The organism is Microbacterium esteraromaticum (assembly GCF_028747645.1).
In the GTDB taxonomy this organism is placed as follows: domain Bacteria; phylum Actinomycetota; class Actinomycetes; order Actinomycetales; family Microbacteriaceae; genus Microbacterium; species Microbacterium esteraromaticum_C.
In genome coordinates this window covers 997,405-1,017,207 of record NZ_CP118100.1, presented here as the reverse complement: position 1 = coordinate 1,017,207, position 19,803 = coordinate 997,405, and the positions used below count along the sequence as shown (strand labels likewise).

The 19,803-nt window shown below is 66.7% G+C and carries 26 protein-coding genes; 15 read left to right on the top strand and 11 right to left on the bottom strand.

The features are described 5' to 3' along the window. Positions 1 to 136: 136 nt before the first annotated feature. Positions 137 to 1,603: a DHA2 family efflux MFS transporter permease subunit gene (locus PTQ19_RS04635; RefSeq protein WP_274368631.1), complete on the top strand. Its 1,467-nt coding sequence runs from the start codon at positions 137 to 139 to the stop codon at positions 1,601 to 1,603. Positions 1,604 to 1,665: 62 nt separating this feature from the next. Here the strand turns inward: PTQ19_RS04635 and PTQ19_RS04630 are convergent, their stop codons facing one another. Continuing rightward, positions 1,666 to 1,824 (bottom strand): hypothetical protein, encoded by a 159-nt coding sequence (locus PTQ19_RS04630; protein ID WP_206823320.1) that lies wholly within the window; start codon positions 1,822 to 1,824, stop codon positions 1,666 to 1,668. 84 nt (positions 1,825 to 1,908) lie between these two features. On the opposite strand from PTQ19_RS04630, the gene PTQ19_RS04625 reads away from it, so the two are divergent. The 3 genes from PTQ19_RS04625 (at position 1,909) to PTQ19_RS04615 (ending at position 3,538) form a co-directional block, all read left to right on the top strand. Further along, entirely contained in the window at positions 1,909 to 2,406 is a 498-nt protein-coding gene (locus PTQ19_RS04625) for a DUF6328 family protein (RefSeq protein WP_274368630.1), read from the top strand. Between the two features lie 149 nt (positions 2,407 to 2,555). Then, complete coding sequence (locus tag PTQ19_RS04620; RefSeq protein WP_179411379.1) at positions 2,556 to 2,846, top strand: Fe-S cluster assembly protein HesB; 291 nt, start codon at positions 2,556 to 2,558, stop codon at positions 2,844 to 2,846. Positions 2,847 to 2,962: 116 nt separating this feature from the next. Further along, positions 2,963 to 3,538 carry a 1-acyl-sn-glycerol-3-phosphate acyltransferase gene (locus PTQ19_RS04615; RefSeq protein WP_274368629.1) on the top strand — a complete coding sequence of 192 codons (576 nt, stop codon included), beginning with the start codon at positions 2,963 to 2,965 and terminating at the stop codon, positions 3,536 to 3,538. Positions 3,539 to 3,550: 12 nt separating this feature from the next. On the opposite strand, the gene PTQ19_RS04610 is transcribed toward PTQ19_RS04615, so the two are convergent. From PTQ19_RS04610 to PTQ19_RS04600, 3 genes are all read right to left on the bottom strand, one after another. Then, the gene (locus tag PTQ19_RS04610) at positions 3,551 to 4,120 is read right to left on the bottom strand and encodes an alpha/beta fold hydrolase (protein WP_274368628.1); all 570 of its coding nucleotides are present in this window, start codon (positions 4,118 to 4,120) and stop codon (positions 3,551 to 3,553) included. A gap of 105 nt (positions 4,121 to 4,225) precedes the next feature. Next, positions 4,226 to 4,663 carry a VOC family protein gene (locus tag PTQ19_RS04605; protein WP_274368627.1) on the bottom strand — a complete coding sequence of 146 codons (438 nt, stop codon included), beginning with the start codon at positions 4,661 to 4,663 and terminating at the stop codon, positions 4,226 to 4,228. 39 nt (positions 4,664 to 4,702) lie between these two features. Beyond that, entirely contained in the window at positions 4,703 to 5,083 is a 381-nt protein-coding gene (locus PTQ19_RS04600) for a hypothetical protein (RefSeq protein WP_274368626.1), read from the bottom strand. Positions 5,084 to 5,430: 347 nt separating this feature from the next. Between PTQ19_RS04600 and PTQ19_RS04595 the strand changes: the two genes are divergently transcribed. The 4 genes from PTQ19_RS04595 (at position 5,431) to PTQ19_RS04580 (ending at position 8,307) form a co-directional block, all read left to right on the top strand. Continuing rightward, entirely contained in the window at positions 5,431 to 6,111 is a 681-nt protein-coding gene (locus tag PTQ19_RS04595) for a DUF981 family protein (RefSeq protein WP_206821690.1), read from the top strand. 99 nt (positions 6,112 to 6,210) lie between these two features. Further along, positions 6,211 to 7,119 (top strand): DUF2268 domain-containing protein, encoded by a 909-nt coding sequence (locus PTQ19_RS04590; RefSeq protein WP_274368625.1) that lies wholly within the window; start codon positions 6,211 to 6,213, stop codon positions 7,117 to 7,119. Between the two features lie 41 nt (positions 7,120 to 7,160). Beyond that, positions 7,161 to 7,919 (top strand): MerR family transcriptional regulator, encoded by a 759-nt coding sequence (locus tag PTQ19_RS04585; RefSeq protein WP_274368624.1) that lies wholly within the window; start codon positions 7,161 to 7,163, stop codon positions 7,917 to 7,919. A gap of 4 nt (positions 7,920 to 7,923) precedes the next feature. Further along, entirely contained in the window at positions 7,924 to 8,307 is a 384-nt protein-coding gene (locus tag PTQ19_RS04580) for a hypothetical protein (RefSeq protein WP_274368623.1), read from the top strand. Between the two features lie 2 nt (positions 8,308 to 8,309). Here the strand turns inward: PTQ19_RS04580 and PTQ19_RS04575 are convergent, their stop codons facing one another. The 3 genes from PTQ19_RS04575 to ychF form a co-directional block, all read right to left on the bottom strand. Then, complete coding sequence (locus PTQ19_RS04575) at positions 8,310 to 8,840, bottom strand: GNAT family N-acetyltransferase (RefSeq protein WP_274368622.1); 531 nt, start codon at positions 8,838 to 8,840, stop codon at positions 8,310 to 8,312. Positions 8,841 to 8,938: 98 nt separating this feature from the next. Further along, positions 8,939 to 9,274 (bottom strand): hypothetical protein, encoded by a 336-nt coding sequence (locus tag PTQ19_RS04570; RefSeq protein WP_274368621.1) that lies wholly within the window; start codon positions 9,272 to 9,274, stop codon positions 8,939 to 8,941. 92 nt (positions 9,275 to 9,366) lie between these two features. Then, positions 9,367 to 10,440 (bottom strand): redox-regulated ATPase YchF, encoded by a 1,074-nt coding sequence (ychF, locus tag PTQ19_RS04565; RefSeq protein WP_274368620.1) that lies wholly within the window; start codon positions 10,438 to 10,440, stop codon positions 9,367 to 9,369. A 251-nt stretch (positions 10,441 to 10,691) separates the two neighbouring features. Here ychF and PTQ19_RS04560 point away from each other — a divergent pair, with 251 nt between their 5' ends. Then, positions 10,692 to 11,282, top strand: a complete 591-nt coding sequence (locus PTQ19_RS04560) for a 3'-5' exonuclease (protein WP_179411396.1) — start codon at positions 10,692 to 10,694, stop codon at positions 11,280 to 11,282. A 27-nt stretch (positions 11,283 to 11,309) separates the two neighbouring features. Then, the gene (locus tag PTQ19_RS04555; protein ID WP_274368619.1) at positions 11,310 to 11,693 is read left to right on the top strand and encodes an ankyrin repeat domain-containing protein; all 384 of its coding nucleotides are present in this window, start codon (positions 11,310 to 11,312) and stop codon (positions 11,691 to 11,693) included. 28 nt (positions 11,694 to 11,721) lie between these two features. Here the strand turns inward: PTQ19_RS04555 and PTQ19_RS04550 are convergent, their stop codons facing one another. Then, positions 11,722 to 12,006 carry a hypothetical protein gene (locus PTQ19_RS04550; protein ID WP_179411398.1) on the bottom strand — a complete coding sequence of 95 codons (285 nt, stop codon included), beginning with the start codon at positions 12,004 to 12,006 and terminating at the stop codon, positions 11,722 to 11,724. 93 nt (positions 12,007 to 12,099) lie between these two features. Then, positions 12,100 to 13,086, bottom strand: a complete 987-nt coding sequence (gene glpX / locus PTQ19_RS04545) for a class II fructose-bisphosphatase (protein ID WP_274368618.1) — start codon at positions 13,084 to 13,086, stop codon at positions 12,100 to 12,102. 182 nt (positions 13,087 to 13,268) lie between these two features. Between glpX and fbaA the strand changes: the two genes are divergently transcribed. Further along, the gene (gene fbaA, locus PTQ19_RS04540) at positions 13,269 to 14,297 is read left to right on the top strand and encodes a class II fructose-bisphosphate aldolase (protein WP_179411400.1); all 1,029 of its coding nucleotides are present in this window, start codon (positions 13,269 to 13,271) and stop codon (positions 14,295 to 14,297) included. Between the two features lie 57 nt (positions 14,298 to 14,354). Here the strand turns inward: fbaA and PTQ19_RS04535 are convergent, their stop codons facing one another. Next, a complete protein-coding gene (locus tag PTQ19_RS04535; protein ID WP_274368617.1) occupies positions 14,355 to 15,113 on the bottom strand; it encodes a GntR family transcriptional regulator in 759 nt (252 codons plus the stop codon). A 208-nt stretch (positions 15,114 to 15,321) separates the two neighbouring features. On the opposite strand from PTQ19_RS04535, the gene PTQ19_RS04530 reads away from it, so the two are divergent. Genes PTQ19_RS04530 through ehuA form a run of 4 tightly spaced genes read left to right on the top strand, consistent with a single transcriptional unit; the run spans position 15,322 to position 18,418 of the window. Then, positions 15,322 to 16,221, top strand: coding sequence for a transporter substrate-binding domain-containing protein (locus tag PTQ19_RS04530; RefSeq protein ID WP_274368616.1), 900 nt, complete (start codon positions 15,322 to 15,324; stop codon positions 16,219 to 16,221). Between the two features lie 16 nt (positions 16,222 to 16,237). Beyond that, positions 16,238 to 16,963 (top strand): amino acid ABC transporter permease, encoded by a 726-nt coding sequence (locus PTQ19_RS04525; RefSeq protein WP_274368615.1) that lies wholly within the window; start codon positions 16,238 to 16,240, stop codon positions 16,961 to 16,963. Further along, positions 16,960 to 17,619, top strand: a complete 660-nt coding sequence (gene ehuD / locus PTQ19_RS04520; RefSeq protein WP_179411404.1) for an ectoine/hydroxyectoine ABC transporter permease subunit EhuD — start codon at positions 16,960 to 16,962, stop codon at positions 17,617 to 17,619. Before PTQ19_RS04525 ends, ehuD begins: the two co-directional genes overlap by 4 nt. Continuing rightward, positions 17,603 to 18,418: an ectoine/hydroxyectoine ABC transporter ATP-binding protein EhuA gene (gene ehuA, locus PTQ19_RS04515; RefSeq protein ID WP_410339802.1), complete on the top strand. Its 816-nt coding sequence runs from the start codon at positions 17,603 to 17,605 to the stop codon at positions 18,416 to 18,418. The genes ehuD and ehuA overlap by 17 nt, the downstream gene beginning before the upstream one ends. Positions 18,419 to 18,507: 89 nt before the next feature. On the opposite strand, the gene PTQ19_RS04510 is transcribed toward ehuA, so the two are convergent. Next, positions 18,508 to 19,782 carry a hypothetical protein gene (locus tag PTQ19_RS04510; protein WP_274368614.1) on the bottom strand — a complete coding sequence of 425 codons (1,275 nt, stop codon included), beginning with the start codon at positions 19,780 to 19,782 and terminating at the stop codon, positions 18,508 to 18,510. Positions 19,783 to 19,803 lie beyond the last annotated feature (21 nt).

The window sequence follows — 19,803 nt, the reverse complement described above, 5'->3', positions numbered from 1 at the left end:
AGTAGTGCGCCGAACTGGGCGCAGAAAAAAGGGAATGCGCGCCGGAAACGACGGGTTACGATATACGGCTGGCCTTCGGCATCCACCTCACGAGGACTCGCGGTCAGCCATCCGCACACGACCACTGAGGAGACCCATGTCTGCCGTAGAGACCGGCCCATCCCCCACGGTGCGCGCCGACATCCCGCGCAAGGACATGGCAGTTATCTGGGTGCTGCTGATCGCCGCGTTCGTCGCGATCCTCAACGAGACGACGATGGGCATGGCGATCCCGCACCTCATCACCGATCTGCAGATCACGCCGATCGCGGCACAGTGGGTGACCAGCGCGTTCATGCTGACGATGGCTGTGGTCATTCCGACGACGGGCTTCCTGTTGCGCCGGTTCACGACGAGGCAGATGTTCCTTGCAGCCCTCACGCTGTTCTCGGCGGGTACGTTGCTGGCGATCTTCGCCATGGGATTCCCCATGCTGCTCGGCGCGCGCATCGTGCAGGCGTCGGGTACGGCGATCATGATGCCGTTGCTGATGACGACGGTCATGAACCTCGTCCCACCGGCTTCGCGCGGCCGCATCATGGGACGCGTCAGCGTCGTGATCTCGCTGGCGCCGGCGCTCGGGCCCACCATGTCGGGCTTCCTGCTCGATCACTTCGGATGGCGCGCGATCTTCGTCGTCGTGCTGCCCATCGCCCTGATCGCGATGTTCATCGGATGGCGCTGGCTGACCGACGTCGGCGAGACCACACATGCACCGATCGATGTGCTCTCGATCGTCCTGTCGGCCTTCGGGTTCGGCGGCCTGGTGTACGGACTCACGCAGATCGGCGGTCTCGCCTCGGGCGCGAACCCCGTGCCGATGGTGCTGTCGCTCGTGATCGGCGTGGTCGGTCTGGGTCTGTTCCTCTGGCGCCAGGTCGTGCTACAGCGCAAGGACGATGCGCTGCTGGATCTGCGCATCTTCCTGTCGAAGGACTTCTCGCTCGCCATGGTGCAGATGTTCCTGCTCTCGATGGCCTTCTTCGGCAGCATCACGATCATCCCGCTGTTCCTGCAGGACGGCCTACAGCTGGATGCCACCAGCGCCGGCCTGGTCGTACTGCCCGGTGCACTGGCGATGGGTCTGCTCGGCCCCGTGATCGGCCGCATCTACGACAGCCGCGGCACGCGCGTGCTGCTCATCCCCGGTGCGTTCCTCGCCTCGGCGATGCTGTGGATGTTCTCGACGCTCGACACCAACAGCTCTGTGTGGCTCGTGCTGGTCGCGCAGACGCTGCTATCGATCGGACTGGCGCTGTCGTTCACTCCGCTGTTCACGGCGGCACTGGGCTCGTTGAAGCCGAAGTTCTACTCGTACGGTAGCGCCGTCATCGGTACCGTCCAGCAGGTCTCTGGAGCCGCGGGTATCGCGGTCATGATGACCGTGTTCACCGCGATCGTCGCGGCAGGCGGTGGCACCGAAGTGCCCGCCGCGGTCGCAGCGGGCACGCGTGCAGCGATATTGATCGGGGCGATCATCGCAACGGTGACCATCGTCGGCGCGTTCCTGATCCGCAAGCCGGTCGATGACACCGACGAAGCCCCGGCTCACGCCGGTCACTGATACCCGCTCGTCGTGAACGGCGTCCCGCGCTCGGCGCGGGACGCCGTTTGCGTGAGTGCGGGTCAGTCGGCCTTCTCTGCGCCAGCGGATGCCGGTGATGCACCGGGTACGGCGCACACGCCGTCGACGCACGCGCCCATCGCGGTGTCCTCACCCAGCAGCTGCAATCCGGGGAGTGCCGCGAAGCCCTCGCCACCGTCGACTCTCTGCGCATCAGTCATGCCTCGATGCTACGCCTCACCGCGTGACCGGGCATCGCCGGTCGCGCTTTCGCCGGCATCCGATGCGGTGTACCGTGCGGTGGCATGAGCAGTATGCCCGCCGGCGATGGCGCCGCTGGCCGTTCCGATGGCCGCGGTGAGAGCTCCGATGAGCGCGCGGACCGCAACTGGGAAGAGATGATGCAGGAGCTGCGGGTCATGCAGACGGGCACGCAGATCCTCACCGGCTTCCTGCTGGCGGTCGCATTCCAGCCGCTGTTCCAGGAGCTGACCGAGAGCCAACGAGTGCTGTACATCCTGCTGGTGCTGCTGGCGGCGACCGCGACGATCCTTGCGCTGGCTCCGGTGGGCATGCACCGGGTGCTCTTCGGCAGGCGGCGCAAGACCGAGCTCGTACGCGCGGCCAACCGCATCGTCAAAGCGAACCTCGTGGTGATCGCCGCGGTGACGGTGGGGGTGACGATGCTGATCATCGATGTCACGTTCACGCGCACGTTCGCACTGATCGCCGGGGGTGCCGGCATCCTCGCGATCGTCTGCCTGTGGGTGTTGTGGCCTCTGTTCCTGCGTCGACGTCGGTGAACAGCATCCGCATTATCCAGGTCCTGCGCGCCCGAGGTGGGAAACCCCTCAGAGTCGGGCGCTGAGCTTGAACCCGTGCGGCAGGTGCGGAATCGTGGCCGGGACATCGCGCTGGACGGCGTGGTGTCCGCAACCGGAAGGAGAGCGCGATGCTCACCCTGACCGAGAACGCCAACACGATCGCGGCGACCATCGTCGCCCAGCAGAGCACCGGCCCGGATGCCGGCCTGCGCATCCATTCCTCGGGCACCGAGGCTGAGCCGCGCTTCGCGGTCACGGTCGCCCCCAGTCCCGAGCCCGGCGACGCCGTGGTCGGTGACGAGACCACCCGTGTCTTCCTCGAAGAGACGGCCGCAGAGGCACTCGGCGACAAGGTGCTGGACGCCGCCGTCGACGAGCAGGGCGCAGTGTCCTTCACCCTGCTGCCGCAGCCGGCCTGATTCCGCGCCGCACGAGAGCCGTCGTCCCCACCTGGGGCGGCGGCTCTCGTCGTCTCCCCTCCACGCACACGCGGTGCATGCCTTTGCATGCATGCGGCGTCACTTAACCTGGAAGGATGCTTCGAGGCCTCATCGCGCGGGTGTACTGGACGTTCTCGCGCTGGACGTTGAGCACGCAGCCCGCGCCCGCTCGTCCCACGGTGCTGATCGGCGCCCCGCACACCTCGAACTGGGACTTCGTGCTCATGCTCGCCATCGCCTGGCGGTTGGGTATCGACGTGCGCTGGCTGGGAAAGAAGAGCCTGTTCCGCGGCTGGCGCGGCCCTGTGATGCGGGCGCTCGGCGGCATCGCCGTCGACCGCGACGACCCGAGCCGCATCGTCGGCGAGGTGGTCGCGCAGGCGCACGCCGGCGAGGTGTTCGGCCTGGTGGTCACTCCCGACGGTACGCGCAGCGGGCACACCCACTGGAAGTCGGGTTTCTACCGGATCGCCCGCGAGACCGGGATGCCCGTGACCCTGGGCTACGTCGACCGCACGACGATGACCACCGGACTGGGCCCGACGATCGATCTCACCGGAGATGTCGCGGGCGACATGGACCGCATCCGCGCGTTCTACGCCGACAAGTCGGGGCTGCGCCCGGAGCACCGGGTCGAGCCCCGACTCCGCGACGAACCGCGCGGGAGCTGAGCTCTCAGCAGGTCAGTCCCAGTCGAGGTACTCTTCGATGACGACCGCCGTCTCGATGGGGTGGGTCGCCGGGAAGTAGTGGTCGGCGCCGGGAATCGTCGTGACGCTCGCCCGCTCGGGGGCCGTGGCGCGCAGCGCCTCGGCATTGGCGGCCGGGGTGACGTCGTCCTGCTCGGCCTGGATGATGAGCACGGGGATGCCGGATGCCAGCGCGATCGGCTCATCCTCGACGCCGAGCATGAGCAGGCCGTTGACCCGGTCGGTGTGGTCGGCTGCGAAGACACGGGCGATCGTGCTGCCGTGTCCATGACCGCCGATCCACGTGTCGTCGATGCCGAGGTGGTCGAGCACGGCGAGGGCATCCGCCGCACGCTCCTGCACGGTCACGCCTTCTGCCTGGGCACGGGACCCCACGCGCACGACGCGGAAGCCGGCCTCTTCGGCGAGGTAGTGCGAGATCACGCCGAGACCGTCGGCTTCGAGCTCACGGTTGGTGACCAGCACCAGGGTGACGGGCCCCTCACCCTCGTCGATGAACGGCACGGCGCGGCCGTCGGGCTCGAAGGTGGTCTTCTGTGTCACAGTGGTGCTCTTTCTGTGGAACCGGATCTCGACGCGTGCAGCGCCCCCATCACCGTATGCAACGACAGCACTCGCCGACAAGTTCGGCAGAATCTGTATGCCCGGTCAGGCAGGTGAGAGCACCTGCGCGAGCATCACGAGGATGCCCGAGGGACCACGCAGGTAGGTGAGCCGGTACATGTCTTGGTAGTTGGCGACGCCGCGAAGCGGGTGGCATCCGTGGCGCGCAGCGATCTTCAGTGCCTCGTCGAGGTCATCGACCGAGAACGCGACGCGGTGCATGCCGATGTCGTTCGGATTCGTCGGCATGTTCTCGATCGCTTCCGGGTGGATGTACTCGATGAGTTCGAGCTGCCCCTGCCCGTCCGGCGTCTGCAGCATCGCGATCCGTGCGTGGTTGCCGTCCAGACCGGTGACGACCTCAGACCACTCCCCGCTGACGGTGTCTCGACCGACGACGTGCAGACCCAAGTCGGTGAAGAAGGCGATCGTGGCCTCGATGTCGCGCACGGTGATTCCGACGTTCTCCAGCGTGATGCCCATGCGGGCCAGCGTAGCGGCGGAGCGGTGCTCAGGCCATGGTCAGCCGCAGAGCGGCTCGAGCGAGGACTTCACCTGCTCGATCGCCCGAATCGCCTCTGGTGCGTTCGGGTCGGCCACATCGGCGAGGCGGTCGGCGTTGGTTCGGATGACGTCGCCGATCTGGCCGCCGATGTCATCAGCGACACCTTCGAGCGTGATGACGAGACCGTCGCGCGCTGCCGCAAGGTCTTCCGCAGTCGCATCGCCCTGCGCGAGTATTCCCTCGTACTGTGCGTACATGTCATCGACCGACTGGCAGACCTGCTCGACATCGACGCCCAGGGCTTCGCCGGTGAGCTGCGCGATCGACGAGCACCCGGTGAGTGCGCCGATCGCGAGCACTCCGACAGCAAGGACGGGGACCCGGGCGATTCGACGCATGCATCAAGGGTAGTCGGCGCGGGATGCGCTCAGCCTGAGCGACCGACCCCAGCAGACATTGGAAGAGCATAGGGTTAAGAGCATGCTCCCTCATGAGCCGCGCATGATGTGCCGCTCTTTCACCCCCACCGCGCAGGGCCGGTCAGTACTCGACCGCACCCGGCGGATTGCGACGGTTCAATAACCCGACTCACGGCCAACGCCGACGACCGTTGCAGGCTCGCGCACGACGCGCGTCGACGTTGGTTGCGCCCCCATACCCGCGCGCGAGCAAAGAAAGAAAGACAGGAACAATGGACGAATTCCTCGGTGGAAGCGAAACAGGTCTAGTCATCGACTGGACGCAGATGCCCACCTACAACACCATCATGTCGCTCGCCGCAGGTGCCGGCCTGCTGCTGCTCGTGCTGCTCGGGCGGACGCTGCACCGCGACAAGCAGTTCAAGGCCGAAGGCTGGGCGCTCAGCGCCGGCGTGCTCGGTGGAATCCTCACCCTCACCGGCGCTCACATGACGTTGACCTGGCCGTTCGCGAAGTACTTCCCCTTCGACAACATCGTCTTCGGTGAGACCAGCCTGGGCCTCGGTGTGCTGCTGCTCGCCGCGGCGCTGTACCTGTGGAAGCGCGGCGACCAGATCGTCGCCGCCGAAGACCGCCCCGCTGAGGTCGCAGCTGTTGCCAAGCCCCTCGGCATCTTCATCTTCGGTCTCGGTCTCGCCCTGTTCGGCATTGCCGCAGCGGGTGTGTACTTCCAGCTGTTCGCCGCCCCCGCGGATGAGCCCATCTCTGGCATGTTCGCGGAGTGGCCGATCGTTGAGGCGATCTTCATGTCGGGCCTGTTCGCCCTCGTCGGCGTCGGCGCCGTGCTCTTCCCGTTCGCGCTGAACTCGTTCACCGCTACCAAGCCGCTGACCAAGATCGCGAAGTGGATGGGCGGAGTCTGGGCCGTCTCCGGCGCCGCGTTCCTGCTCTTCGGTGCGATGAACTTCTACACCCACATCGGCCTGATCGTGAACACGATGCAGTAACACCCCGGCTGCACTACTGCTCGGCCTGCCGTTCTCCGGGATGGCAGGCCGAGTGGTTGTGTTGACCTTGCCGCAACGGCAACCTTTAGCGTCGGTGGCATGACCATCACCGTGATCGACAGTGCGCCGATGATGCGCCCGGCGCTGACTGCAGCATTCGACCTTCGAGCCGACCTCGTACGCGAGATGTGGGCGCCGATGGCGGGTATGTACCATTTCGTCCCCGGCGGCGTCGACCTCGCCACCGTCCACCGGCAAGGCTTCGGTTTTGATTGGGACTCCCCCACCGAGGCCGCGCAGGACGGGCTCGCTCGACTCGTCGAAGCGGATGCCTGGAATCGCATCCGCACCGCACTCGATACCGGCGCGGCGGCGCTGAAAACAGCGAACCCCGCTCACGAGGTGCCCGACCTGACGGTGCTGCTCGTGCTGGGTGACCACACACATGAGCACTTCATGAACGAGGTGCAGGGCCTCTCGGCCTTCGGCGGCATCAGCGGCTACATCACTCTCACCCTCTGGCCGACGCCGGAGGTGATGGACCGCCTGGAGGCCATCGTCATCCACGAGCTGCACCACAACGTGCGCTACTCGCCCGGCGGAGTGATCTGGGACCCGCTGACCGTGACGGTGGGCGAGCAGGTGATCTCGGAGGGGCTCGCGGATCTGTTCGCCGCCGAGCTCTACGGCGAGCGCGGATTCACCCATTTCGTCAGCGATCGCGTGCGCGGCGATGATGACGTGCTGGCGAAGGTCGCGTCGGGCCTCAACGTGACCGGAATGCAGAACTTCGCCTCGTGGGTGCACGGGGATGCCACCGCACGGCTCTTCGGCGCGGAACCGGTCGGCCTGCCCACAGGGGCCGGCTATGCAGCGGGCGTACGCCTGGTGCGGGCGTACCTCGACGCGGCCGGAACGACGGCCGCCGCGAGCATCTTCACACCCGCCGCCGAGATCATCGATGTCGCCATGCGGCGTCTCGGTCTGCCGCACGCTCTGCGAGACTGACGAGCACAGCGCAAGGCAGGAGGCGGCCGGTGGAGTGGACGGTGAACGAGTTGGCGCAGCGCGCCGGCATCAGTGGTCGCACGTTGCGCCACTACCACCAGATCGATCTGCTCACCCCGGACCGCGTCGGCTCGAACGGATACCGCTACTACGGGCCGCATGCGGTCGCGCGCCTGCAGCGCATCCTGATGCTGAGGGAGACCGGGATGCCCCTGGCCGACATCGCGGCCACGCTGGCAGCATCCGCTGGGCCCGAGGCAGAAGTCGCCGCGCTCGAGTCGCACCTCGCGCAGCTCTCGCGGGAGCGGGAGAGTCTCGACCGGCGCATTCGCGCGGTCGAGCACACCGTGCACATGCGCCGAGAGGGCCGCGAGCCGCGCATGGATGTGATGCTCGAGGGGTTCAACGACCGCTACGAGCATGAGGTCGTCGAGCGGTGGGGACGCGATGCGTTCGAGGCGTCGAACCAGTGGTGGCATGAGAAGTCACTCCGTCAGCAACGCGAGTGGAAGGCACGCAGCGAGGCGCTGCTGGCCAGGTGGCGTGAGCTTCACGAAGCGGGGCTCGCCACCGACTCCCCCGCCGCGCAGGCGCACGCGGTCTCGCACGTGGACTGGCTGTCGGAGATCCCCGGAACGCCCACGCACGAGGGCGATGCCGCGAGGTCGGCCGAGATGATCCTCGACCTCGCGGATCAGTACGAGACGCACCCCGACTTCCATGCCGCGTTCGGTTCGGAAGCCGCGGCACGCTTCGCCGCGGATGCGCTGCGTCGGCACGTCGCGAACGCACTACGCTGATCGGATGCCAGCACAGCAGCGCCCCGTCGGTACCCACCTGACCCGCACGGAGCGCCAGCTCATGGAGCTGCTGTGCTCGGGCACGGATGCGCAATCAGCAATCGCCCGCGAGCAGCTGATGCAGGCGCAGTGGGGCGGGTACCCACACGCCGAGTGCGAGTGCTTTCTGCTGACCTTCGCAGGCAGGGCCGGCCTCGCGCCGATCGACCACGACGGCGGCCCGTTCGCCATGGTCGAGGTCTCAGCGCACGGCGAGACGCTCGGGTTCATCGAGCTCTGGGTCGTCGACGGCTACCTGCACTCCGTCGACTACATGCCGTTCGGCGATGACCACGTGCAGATTCCGACGCGCGAGACGCACGAGCTGACGTTCGCCGGGCGGGGGTAGGTTCACTCTGCGTATGCGCCAGGAGCGCGCACGTAGCGCCCGATGCCGTCAGCACGACCCACAAAGCGAAATGAGCGCCGCTCGACCATCGCAACCGACGCCACGTTTGCCGGGTCAATGTGCGCCTCCACATCAAGAGCACCAAAGAGCTCACGCACGACCAAGAGACCGGCGTCTAACATGACACCGGCAAGGCCTTGCCCCCACCTCGCAGGCGCGAGCCAGTACCCAATCTCAACGGTGTCCTCGCGTCGCGACGCAACGAAGAGACCCGCCCGCTCGCCCTCCGTCTCGGCAACATGCCAGCGCACAGCGCCCGGCTCTGAAGGTGGGAGCCCACGAAGCGCGAGGTCGATTCGCGAATCGATTTGCTCGGCAGACCAGGGAGATCCATCTCCCACGAACTTCATGACGCGCTCATCCGTCGCCAACGAGGCGAAGAACTCACGGTCACCGATCTCGAAAGCGCGCAAGGCGACTACGGGGCGATTGCGCGTGGCCGGTGGGCGAGAGATGGAGTCGGAGGAGCGCATGGCACGATGCTACCGATGTCCCCGACCTGCTAGAACCGACCGTGCAGGTGGAGAGACGCCGTCGGCTCAGCCTCCGTCATGAAGCCACGGATGTACGGCTATTCATCGCCGCCCAGCAGCGGCCACGGCTCGTATGACACATCGGCGAAGTCAGCGACCTCCGCCTGCAGACGCTTCGCGATGGCTGCGCCATCCTGTCGCCACCTCTCGCGCACCGCATCGTCCTTCCAACCGCCGAAGGGATCGAAGTTCGCGTCCCAATGGGCGTTCCATTCAGCCATGTCACGCGTCAGATCCTCCGACAACCAATACATGTCCGGTGTGGTGGTGTAGCCGACATCCCAGGTGGGCGTCGAGTTCTCCCCGAGCGGCCAATCGCGACCGTAGTCAGGGAACAGGCGAATCGCTCGCCGAGCTGGGGGAACACCATCCATGCGAGGGAGCCTACAAGCTGCGTTTCGTCACTTCGACTCGCTTCGCTCGCTCAGTACACCGCTCGCTCCGCTCGCTCAACGACCGGGGCACGTCACACGTTGAAGCGGAACTCCACCACGTCGCCGTCCTGCATGACGTAGTCCTTGCCCTCAAGACGGGCCTTGCCCTTGGCTCGGGCCTCGGCGACAGAGCCGGTCTCGACGAGGTCGTCGAACGAGATGACCTCGGCCTTGATGAAGCCCTTCTCGAAGTCGGTGTGGATCACGCCGGCGGCCTGCGGCGCCTTGGCACCCTGAGGGATCGTCCAGGCGCGCGACTCCTTCGGCCCGGCCGTCAGGTAGGTCTGCAGCCCCAGGGTCGCGAAGCCGATGCGTGCGAGCTGGTCGAGACCCGACTCGGTCTGCCCGGTGGCTTCGAGCAGCTCGGCAGCATCCTCGGGATCGAGGTCGATGAGCTCCGACTCGATCTTCGCGTCGAGGAAGACGGCCTTGGCTGGCGCGACGAGAGCTTCGAGCTCACCCTTCTTCGCGTCGTCGGTCAGCACCGACTCATCGACGTTGAAGACGTAGATGTACGGCTTGGCGGTGAGCAGGCCCAGCTCGCGCACGGGAGTCAGGTCAATGCCCGAGGTCGACAGCAGCTGACCGCGCTCAAGGGCGTCCTTCGCCGCGAGCGCCGCGTCGAGCACCGAGCCGTCGATCGTCTTGCGCTTGACCTCCTTCTCGAAACGAGGCAGCGCCTTCTCGATCGTCTGCAGGTCGGCGAGCATCAGCTCGGCGTTGATGGTCTCCAGGTCGTTCTGCGGGTTCACCGCACCGTCGACGTGCACCACGTCGTCGTCGACGAAGCCGCGTACGACCTGCGCGATGGCGTCGGCCTCGCGGATGTTCGCCAGGAACTGGTTGCCCAGTCCTTCTCCCTCGCTCGCTCCGCGCACGATGCCGGCGATGTCGACGAACGACACCGTCGCCGGCAGGATGCGCTCGCTACCGAAGATGCCGGCCAGCGTCTGCAGACGCGGGTCGGGCAGGTTGACCACACCGACGTTCGGCTCGATCGTCGCGAACGGGTAGTTCGCCGCGAGCACGTCGTTCTTGGTCAGCGCGTTGAAGAGGGTGGACTTGCCGACGTTGGGCAGACCGACGATTCCGATAGTAAGAGCCACGGGAGCCAAGTCTACCGGGGGCCGTTGCCGTCCATACCGCGGCCGAGCAGGAAGCCGCCTTCCGAGAACAGGACGGTTCACCAGAACAGGACGATTTCGTCAGAACGGTCCTGTTCTCGTCGAAGCGCCTGTTCTCGAACAGCGGATGCCCTCCGCACACCGGATGCCCGCATGCCGCCGTCACGACCGGATCGCCCGCCGCGGCGGCGCGCCTGATCGGATGCGACAGACTCCGCACCGAGACTTGTTGCGTGCCCCTGGATTTCACTGCGATCGACTTCGAGACCGCGAACTCCAGCCCTGCCTCGGCCTGCTCCGTGGGTCTGGTGCGTGTGCGCGGCGGAGCGGTCGTCGCCCAGACCGGCTGGCTGATCCGCCCCGCCGTCGGACATGACGAGTTCAATGAGTGGAACATCAAGATCCACGGCATCCACCCGCACGACGTCGCAGGCGCCGACACGTGGGCCCAGCAACTCGACCGCCTGTGCGGTTTCGCCGGTGACGACGTGCTCGTGGCACACAACGCCGGGTTCGACGTGAAGGTGCTGCGACGTTCTTCGGAAGTCGCGGGCTTCGACGCTCCCCCGTACCGCTCGCTGTGCTCGCTCGCCGTTGCACGCAAGACCTACGATCTCGACTCGTACCGCCTGCCGGTCGCGGCGGCCGCCGCCGGATTCGGCGACTTCGACCACCACGACGCACTCGCCGACGCGCGTGCGTGCGCGCAGATCGTCATCGACGCCGCCCGCCGTGCCGCAGTGCACGACGTGGATGCCCTCGGCTCGGCTCTCGGCGTGAAACTCACCCCCGCACCGCAGCCCGCCCAACGCGCAGTCGCCTGATCCGCCGCCATCGGCGAGAATGGTGCGATGACGAGCGGACTGAGCCCAGAGGTCATCGACGGCACCTTCGACCTGGCCCGCCAAGGGCGAACCGGCCCACTGGGCGAGATGATCGACGCCGGTGTGCCCATCGACGTGCGCAACGCCAAGCAGGACACGCTCTTGATCGTTGCGACGTACGCCGAGCAGGCCGAGACGGTTGCCGATCTGGTCGCCCGCGGCGCCAACCTCGACGCCGTCAACGCGAACGGGCAGACCGCCGTCGCGTGCGCGGTCTTCCGCCGCAACGAATCACTGCTGCGGATGCTGCTCGACGCCGGAGCCGATCAGGACGCCGGAGCGCACACGGCAAAACAGGTCGCCGACCAGTTCGGACTGACCGGTATGCGCGCGGTACTCTACTCGTACTAGGGCGTAGCTTCTGCCGAGAACGCGTAGATCACGCGCCGCCGGGCACCCACGACAACAGTGCGATCACGACACCAGAGGTCACGACGAACGCACCGATCATCCACCAGGAGCTCAGCTCGTGCCCCTCGTCACGGCGCACGCGGAAGAGAACGTCAGCCCGGCGGGCGGGGTCGACCTTCGGCTGCGTGGCGGCGACCGTCTGCTGGGCGAGCGCCGCCGCGATCTGCTCGTCGGTCACGCGCAGGATGCGTCCCGTCTTGGTCGTGATCTGCTGCACGCGACTCGGCTGCTCAGACTGCTCGTTCGTCGACATCCCGAGCTCTCCTGTTCTGGCTTCGCCGGTGCACTGCGGGCATCGGTCGTACCCATTGTGCCAGGATGCCCTGGGAATCGGGGGATCTGCCCGTCAGAGCCACTTCGAGACGAGGTGGTCCGAGACGATGCGACGCAGCGTTCCGGATGCGCTGCGCAGCACGACGCTCTCGGTGTAGAGGTAGTTGCCCTCACGGCGCACACCGCGCACGAGCTGCCCGTCGGTAACTCCCGTGGCGACGAAGATCGTGTTGTTGCCCTGCACGAGATCGTCGGCCTCGTAGACCTTGTCGACGTCGAGCCCCGCGTCGAGGCCGCGCTGGCGCTCCTCGTCGTCGCGTGGCCAGAGCACGCCCTGGATGTGACCGCCCAGCGCCTTGATGGCGCACGCGGTGACGATGCCTTCGGGGCTGCCGCCGATGCCGACGCACATGTCGGTTCGTGCGTCATGCCGGGCGGCGTTGATGCCCCCGGCGACGTCGCCGTCGCTCATCAGGCGGGTACCGGCGCCCGCCTCGCGGATCTCGTTGATGAGCTTCTCGTGGCGAGGACGGTTCAGCACCGAGACGACCATCTCGTCGACGGGCTTGTCGAGCGCCTTCGCCAGCCGGCGGATGTTCTCGCCGATGGGCAGGCGGATGTCGACCACGCCCACTCCGGCGGGTCCGGTGACGAGCTTGTCCATGTAGAACACGCTGGAGGCATCGAGCATCGAGCCGCGGTCAGAGACAGCGAGCACCGAGAGGGCGTTCTGGCGCCCGGCTGCGGTGAGCGAGGTGCCATCGATCGGATCGACGGCGATGTCGCACTGCGGCCCACGCCCCCTGCCGACTTCCTCGCCGTTGAACAGCATCGGGGCGTCGTCCTTCTCACCCTCGCCGATCACGACGCGGCCCTGGAAGTCGACGGTGCCCAGGAAGGCGCGCATGGCGTCGACGGCGGCGCCGTCGGCGGCCTCTTTGTCGCCGCGGCCGATGAACGGAACGGCCCGGATCGCCGCCGCCTCGGTCGCCCGGACGAGCTCAAGAGCGAGGTTGCGGTCGGGGCGAAGAGGGCTGAGATCGGCTGTAAGGCTCACCATGCGGTCAGCATAGCCAGCGGATGCGACGAAACCGGCGACTTTTCACGAATTCCGCATGAAGGATTCACGGTTCTTAACGCGGCAGCAGGAATGTGACCCGAGCGCGCGCAACAGCGGAAAGATCTCTCGTGCGCGCGGCTACAGTTGAGGCTGACCCCCGCCCTTCAGAAGCAGGAGATTTCATGCCCATCGCCACTCCGGAACAGTACGCAGAGATGCTCGACCGAGCGAAGGCGGGCGGGTTCGCATACCCCGCCTTCAACGTCTCCAGCTCGCAGACGATCAACTCTGTTCTTCAGGGTCTGACCGAGGCCGGCTCGGACGGCATCATCCAGGTCACGACCGGCGGCGCCGACTACTTCGCCGGCCACACCGTCAAGGCCCGCTCGACCGGTGCACTCGCCTTCGCGCGCTACGCGACCGAGGTCGCCAAGAACTACCCCGTCACCGTGGCGCTGCACACCGACCACTGCCCGAAGGATGCACTGGCCGGCTTCGTCGAGCCGCTCATCGCAGCATCCGAAGAAGAGGTCAAGGCGGGACGCAACCCGATTTTCCAGTCGCACATGTGGGACGGCTCGGCTGTGCCGCTCGACGAGAACATCGCCATCGCCAAGGAGCTCCTCCCCCGTATGAAGGCGATCAACGCCATCCTCGAGGTCGAGATCGGCGTCGTCGGCGGCGAAGAGGACGGCGTCGCCCACGAGGGCTCCAACGACGCGCTCTACACGACGTTCGCCGACGTCGACCAGGCCATCCAGGCACTGGGTCTCGGCGAACAGGGTCGCTACATCGCCGCGCTCACCTTCGGCAACGTGCACGGCGTGTACAAGCCGGGTGGCGTCAAGCTGCGCCCCGAGCTGCTGGGCGAGATCCAGGCCGAGGTCGCCGCGAAGTACAACACCGGCGCCAAGCCGCTTGACCTGGTCTTCCACGGCGGGTCCGGCTCGACCGACGAAGAGATCGCTCTCGCGGTCGCCAACGGCGTGATCAAGATGAACATCGACACCGACACCCAGTACGCGTACACGCGTGCGATCGCCGACTACATGTTCAAGAACTACGACGGCGTGCTCAAGGTCGATGGCGAGGTCGGCAACAAGAAGCAGTACGACCCGCGCGCCTGGGGCAAGATCGCCGAGACCGCCATGGCGGCTCGCGTGGTCGAGTCGACCAAGCAGCTCGGCTCGTACGGCCAGTCCAAGAGCTGACACATCCCACTACAGCGAAGCGCCGTCGGGTCCCCGGCGGCGCTTCGTCGTCAGAAGTCAGTCGCGCATCGCTCCGTCGATCGGCTGGAACACCTGCGGCTGCTCGTCGAGGTCGACCTCGACGGTGTCGACGTCTGCGTCTCCGCGCAGGCGAGAGACAGCATCCGAGAACTGCTTCTCGAGAGCCGCGGCCGCGGCGTCGGCGTCGCCCGCGGCGAGCGCGTCGAGCAGTACCGTGTACGTCGGTGACACCGAGCGGCGCACGGAGTAACCGTCGGCGACGCTGAAGCTCATGATGCGGGTCTGCATCACCAATGCGGCCATCGCGCGGGTCATCCGCTCGCTGCCCGCCGCATCGACGAGCACCTGGTGGAACTCCAGATCGGCGTCGCCGATCGCGCGGGCATCCTCTCCGTCACTGACCGCGACGAGGTCGTCGAAGGCCCTACGGATGCGTTGCAGTGCCCCCGCGTTGCCGGCGCGCGCGACGCGCCGCGCGGCCTGCGCCTCGATCGCCAGACGCATCTCATACACGTCGGCGATCTGATCACCCTCGATCACCGCGACGCTCATCCCGCGCCCCGGAATCGCGACGAGGATGCCCTCCTGCACCAGGCGCTGTGCGGCCTCACGCAACGGGCTGCGGCTCACCCCCAGCTGCGCGGCGATCTCGACCTCACCCAGTGAGGCGCCGACCGCGAGCGCGCCCGAGAAGATCGCCTTGCGCAACTCGATCGCGATGAGGTCAACGGTCGACAGCCGCGACACGCGCGGCACTGCGGCCCGGCCGACGGAGCGGGGCAGGTCTCGGGGCATATGGGTCTCCTCATCCACAGAACGCGGTGCGCGCGGTCTCTCATTCTCGCGCGTTCAACGGTGTTTTCCTCGCAGACTCCGCAACGATCTCCATGTCGGATTGTCGACAATCTGCACGTCTGATTGTACGTTGATCGACAGTTTCCCGTATCGTGTTCCGCGGTCGCCGCCCACTCCGGCGCGACAGACAGCCACACAGAGGAGCATGATGAGCAAGCGCACGACCCGAACCGCACTCGCCACCCTGGGTGTACTCACACTCGCCCTCGCCGGTTGCGCATCCGGCGACAACGGCTCTGCCGGCGGCGATGGCGGCGGAGACGCCCAGACCACGCTCGAGAAGGCGCAGGAGTCCGGTAGCATCACGCTGGCCGTCGCATCAGAGCGCCCCTACTCGTGGGTCGAGGGCGGCGAGCCCACCGGGGCGACGATCGCGCTGCACAAGCAGATCTTCAGCAACCTCGGCATCGACGACATCAAGGTCGAAGAAGTCGAGTGGAACTCGCTGATCCCGGGTCTCAATGCCGGCCGCTGGGATGTCATCAGCGCGGGAATGTCGATCCTGCCCGACCGCTGCGAGCAGGCCGCGTTCAGCGATCCCGAGATCATGTACACCACCACCCTGGCCGTGCCGGCCGGCAACCCCGAGTCGCTCAGCGATCTCGGCTCGGTCGCCGACAGCGGTGACGTCACGCTCGCCGTGCAGTCCGGTGCGATCGAAGAGGGCTACGCCGACGACCTGGGCATCAGTGATGTGATCAAGGTCGACAGCGCTACCGCCGGCCTCGAGGCGGTGCAGTCCGGCCGCACGGACGCTTTCGCACTGACCGCCGTGTCGCTGAACTGGATGACCCAGGACAACGCCGACCTCGAGACCACCGGCGCCTTCGTGCAAGAGCTCGACGGTGTCGCGCAGGTCGGCGCGGGCTCAACCGTGTTCCGCCAGGACGACAATGATCTGCTCGCGGCCTACAACGAGGAGCTCGCGAAGATCACCAGCGACGAGCAGGCCTACCTCGACCTGGTCGAGCCGTTCGGGTTCACGGCCGAGAACCTGCCGCCGGCAGACCTGACCACCGCGCAGCTGTGCGCCGGCGAGCTCGACTGACCGCCCCGCACCTCACGTGACCGATAATCTCGAGGCGCTCCAGCGGGCGCTGCCCTACCTGCTCGATGGGTTGTTGATCACCCTTCAGCTCACGGTGGGCGGCGCCCTGCTGGCGTTCGCCATAGCCATTTCACTCGGACTTCTCGCCCGCTTCGACAACATCCTCATCCGCGGCTTCGCGCGCACGGTGATCGAGGTGTTCCGCGGCACCTCGCTGCTGGTGCAGTTGTTCTTCTTCTTCTTCGTCCTCCCGTTGCCCCCGTTCAACCTCGCGCTTCCGTCGATCGTCGTCGGCATCCTCGGGCTCGGGCTGAACTACGGTGCCTACGGTGCCGAGGTCGTGCGCGGATCGATCAACGCGGTGCCGCGCGGACAGTGGGAGGCCACGACCGCGCTCAGCCTGTCGCGCACGCAGCGCATGTGGCGGGTGATCTTTCCCCAGGCGTGGGCGCTGACGATCCCCTCGCTCACCAACCTGCTGATCCAGCTGCTGAAGGGCACGGCCGTGGTCTATTTGATCACGATCGTCGACTTCACTGCCGAGCTGAACAAGCTGCGTATCGACACGGACGTGTTCTTCGCCTACTCCCTGGGACTCGTCGTCTACTTCGTGATCGCCTACCTGCTCACCCTCGCCATGAACGCGATCGAGGTGCGCGCTAAGCACCGCTTGGGCCAGGGCACGCGGCTGCGTGAGGCCGTTGCCGCTCCCACCGTCGATGCAGAGGGGAACACGCCATGAACGAACGAGTCATCTGGGACTGGGACCACGCCCTGGCTGCCCTGCCCGACATGTTGTGGGCGTTCCTCACCGTCACGCTGCTGGTGACCGTGCTCGGCAGCATCATCGCCGCGGCACTCGGCTTGGCCATCGCGCTGGCGCGCAAGAGCGCACCCCGTCCGGTCGCCGGGGCGTTGACGTTCGTGATGAACTTCATCCGCATGACCCCACTGGTGGTGCAGCTGCTGTTCGCGTACTACGTGTTCGTCACCGTGCCCCCGCTCACTCTCGGTGTGATCATCTTCGGCATCCACTACGCCGCGTACATGGCCGAGGTGTACCGCGCCGGAATCGACGCGGTACCTCGTGGCCAGTGGGAGGCCGCCACCGCGCTGTCGATGTCGCGTCGCCGCACCTGGACGGCCGTGGTGGTGCCGCAGGCGCTGCGCTCGACGCTCCCCGCGCTCGGCAATTACGTCATCTCGATGTTCAAGGAAACCCCCTTCCTCGCGGTCATCACCGTGACCGACATGGTGCGCGCCGCCCAGCTCTACGGCGGCCAGAACTTCCGGTTCATCGAAGCCATCATCATGGCGGGGATCCTGTTCCTCGTCGCCAGCTACCCGACATCGCTGCTCGTCGGACGATTGGAGAAGCGTCTTGCCTACTCGAACTGATACTCACACCGGCGCGATCACGCTGGACAACGGCGAGGTGCCCGCCATCCGATTCGACAAGGTCGAGAAGCGCTTCGGTGACCACATCGTGCTGCACGACCTCGACTTCACCGTGCGCAAGGGTGACCGCGTCACGCTCATCGGTCCCAGCGGCTCGGGCAAGACGACGATTCTGCGCCTGGTGATGACTCTCGAAGAGGCGAACGCGGGCTACATCCTCATCGATGGCAAGCCGCTCACGCATGTCGAGCGCGACGGCAAGCGCGTCGAACTCAAAGAGAAGCATCGCAACGAGATGCGCAAACGCATCGGCATGGTCTTCCAGCAGTTCAACCTGTTCCCGAACATGACCGTGCTCGAGAACATCATCGAAGCACCGGTGCACGTGCTGAAGACGCCGAAGACCAAGGCTGTGGCACGAGCACATGAGCTGCTCGAGATGGTCGGCCTGCCCGATAAGGCGGATGCCCACCCGACCCAGCTCTCCGGCGGACAGCAGCAGCGTGTCGCGATCGCTCGCGCGCTGGCAATGGAACCCGAGATCCTCTTGCTCGACGAGGTCACCAGCGCCCTCGACCCCGAGGTGGTCGGTGAAGTGCTGAACATCCTGCGCGACGTCGCCCGCAACACCGACGTGACAATGCTGATCGTCACCCACGAAATGCAGTTCGCCCGCGATGTATCGAACCGCGTGATGATGTTCGACGGCGGACGCATCGTCGAAGAAGGATCGCCCGAGAAGATCTTCACCGACCCGCAGGAGCAGCGCACGAAGGACTTCCTCGCCGCAGTACTGTAGGCGCGGCCGCGCGCTCCACGTATCGTGCCCGCCCGGAATCACCGGGCGGGCACGATGCTATCTGCGGACAGAGCGTCAGCGGGGTGCGATCAGCGGCGGCGGCGCAGCCGCACGACCCAGATGGCGAGGTCTGCGATCGCGTCGATGATCAGGAGGATGCCCATTCCGCGACCGATACGCGACCGCGTCCGCGTGACAGCCACACCGGCGGTGAGCTCGGCGACGGCGATCGAGATGCCGACCAGCGGGCGCTTGCGCACGAACCGCGAGAAACGGGCGACCGGTCGATCGCGGCGTGTCAGCGCCGTCGTCTCGCCCATGCCCGCGACGAAGAAGTCCACCAGCGTGCGTCCCCACCCCCGAGCGACGAACCGCCGCCCCGTCGTCTGCTCGCCCAGGCCGGCCTCGATCAGTGCGACGGGCACGTCGAAGGCCGCGACGAAGGCACGTAGCCGCTCATCTGCGCCGACCACACCGCCGAGAACCTCGGGCAGGCACGCCCGACGAGCGGCGTCGAGGTCGATCGCGGCTCCCATGCCGAGTTCGATCAGCTCATCGCCGATGCCATCGGCCTCCGTCAGCATGCGACGGTACACCTCGGCGCTCTCGGGCACCTCGATCGCGTCGATGTCGAGCACGGGGCGAGTGTGCTGCTCGGCGTTCGGCCACACCATCGCGGTCGCTCCGTTCGGCGCGGTCACCTCGACCCACGCCTCGCCGTACTCGGGCCGGTTGACCTCGATCACCGGCAGATCGGCGCGTCCGTTGGTGAGTGCGACGTGCGGCTGACCGGTGCGGTAGTCGTACATCGACCACGTTCCCGCTTCGAGGTAGTCGACCTCGGTGCCCAGCAGCTGCGCGGTGGCACGCGCCGCCCAGGGGCCGCGGCGCGAGAACTCCGCGACCCGCACCGGCTCCGGCTGGAACAGGTCGTCGTCGTCATCATCGTCATCATCGTCGTCGTCCGGCATTCCAAAGCCGGCAAGGTCATCGGGTGAGACCGCCGAGTCGTCGAGCTCTTCGAATGCCGCGCCGAACTGCTCGTCGAGCTCGGCATCGACCTCTTCGAACTCCTCCTCATCGCCGTACGCGAGGTGCAGGATGAGGCCCGCGGCTTCGAACAGCTCGATCAGCCGGTGGGCCGAGAGGTCGAAGCGCAGCCGCCCGTTGTCGTCGAGAGCAACGATGTCGTCCTGCTCGGTGACCGGGATCAGCAGCACCGTCTCGTCGCCGTCGAACTCACGTCGTGCGGCGAGCACCCGCTCATCGCGCAGGATGCGCTCCGCCGCAACCGTCGGATCGTCGCCGTCGGGAGACTCGACCGATGCGTAGGTGATCTGGAACGCGGTCTGCTCAGCTGCCATGGCTCGAGGCTACCGGTTCAG

Coding starts and splice junctions, on each gene's coding strand:
- PTQ19_RS04635 (WP_274368631.1), top strand. CDS start 137: ATGTCTGCCGTAGAGACCGGCCCATCCCCCACGGTGCGCGCCGACATC.
- PTQ19_RS04630 (WP_206823320.1), bottom strand. CDS start 1,824: ATGACTGATGCGCAGAGAGTCGACGGTGGCGAGGGCTTCGCGGCACTC.
- PTQ19_RS04625 (WP_274368630.1), top strand. CDS start 1,909: ATGAGCAGTATGCCCGCCGGCGATGGCGCCGCTGGCCGTTCCGATGGC.
- PTQ19_RS04620 (WP_179411379.1), top strand. CDS start 2,556: ATGCTCACCCTGACCGAGAACGCCAACACGATCGCGGCGACCATCGTC.
- PTQ19_RS04615 (WP_274368629.1), top strand. CDS start 2,963: ATGCTTCGAGGCCTCATCGCGCGGGTGTACTGGACGTTCTCGCGCTGG.
- PTQ19_RS04605 (WP_274368627.1), bottom strand. CDS start 4,663: ATGGGCATCACGCTGGAGAACGTCGGAATCACCGTGCGCGACATCGAG.
- PTQ19_RS04600 (WP_274368626.1), bottom strand. CDS start 5,083: ATGCGTCGAATCGCCCGGGTCCCCGTCCTTGCTGTCGGAGTGCTCGCG.
- PTQ19_RS04595 (WP_206821690.1), top strand. CDS start 5,431: ATGCCCACCTACAACACCATCATGTCGCTCGCCGCAGGTGCCGGCCTG.
- PTQ19_RS04590 (WP_274368625.1), top strand. CDS start 6,211: ATGACCATCACCGTGATCGACAGTGCGCCGATGATGCGCCCGGCGCTG.
- PTQ19_RS04580 (WP_274368623.1), top strand. CDS start 7,924: ATGCCAGCACAGCAGCGCCCCGTCGGTACCCACCTGACCCGCACGGAG.
- PTQ19_RS04575 (WP_274368622.1), bottom strand. CDS start 8,840: ATGCGCTCCTCCGACTCCATCTCTCGCCCACCGGCCACGCGCAATCGC.
- PTQ19_RS04570 (WP_274368621.1), bottom strand. CDS start 9,274: ATGGATGGTGTTCCCCCAGCTCGGCGAGCGATTCGCCTGTTCCCTGAC.
- PTQ19_RS04555 (WP_274368619.1), top strand. CDS start 11,310: ATGACGAGCGGACTGAGCCCAGAGGTCATCGACGGCACCTTCGACCTG.
- PTQ19_RS04550 (WP_179411398.1), bottom strand. CDS start 12,006: ATGTCGACGAACGAGCAGTCTGAGCAGCCGAGTCGCGTGCAGCAGATC.
- glpX (WP_274368618.1), bottom strand. CDS start 13,086: ATGGTGAGCCTTACAGCCGATCTCAGCCCTCTTCGCCCCGACCGCAAC.
- fbaA (WP_179411400.1), top strand. CDS start 13,269: ATGCCCATCGCCACTCCGGAACAGTACGCAGAGATGCTCGACCGAGCG.
- PTQ19_RS04535 (WP_274368617.1), bottom strand. CDS start 15,113: ATGCCCCGAGACCTGCCCCGCTCCGTCGGCCGGGCCGCAGTGCCGCGC.
- PTQ19_RS04530 (WP_274368616.1), top strand. CDS start 15,322: ATGAGCAAGCGCACGACCCGAACCGCACTCGCCACCCTGGGTGTACTC.
- ehuD (WP_179411404.1), top strand. CDS start 16,960: ATGAACGAACGAGTCATCTGGGACTGGGACCACGCCCTGGCTGCCCTG.
- PTQ19_RS04510 (WP_274368614.1), bottom strand. CDS start 19,782: ATGGCAGCTGAGCAGACCGCGTTCCAGATCACCTACGCATCGGTCGAG.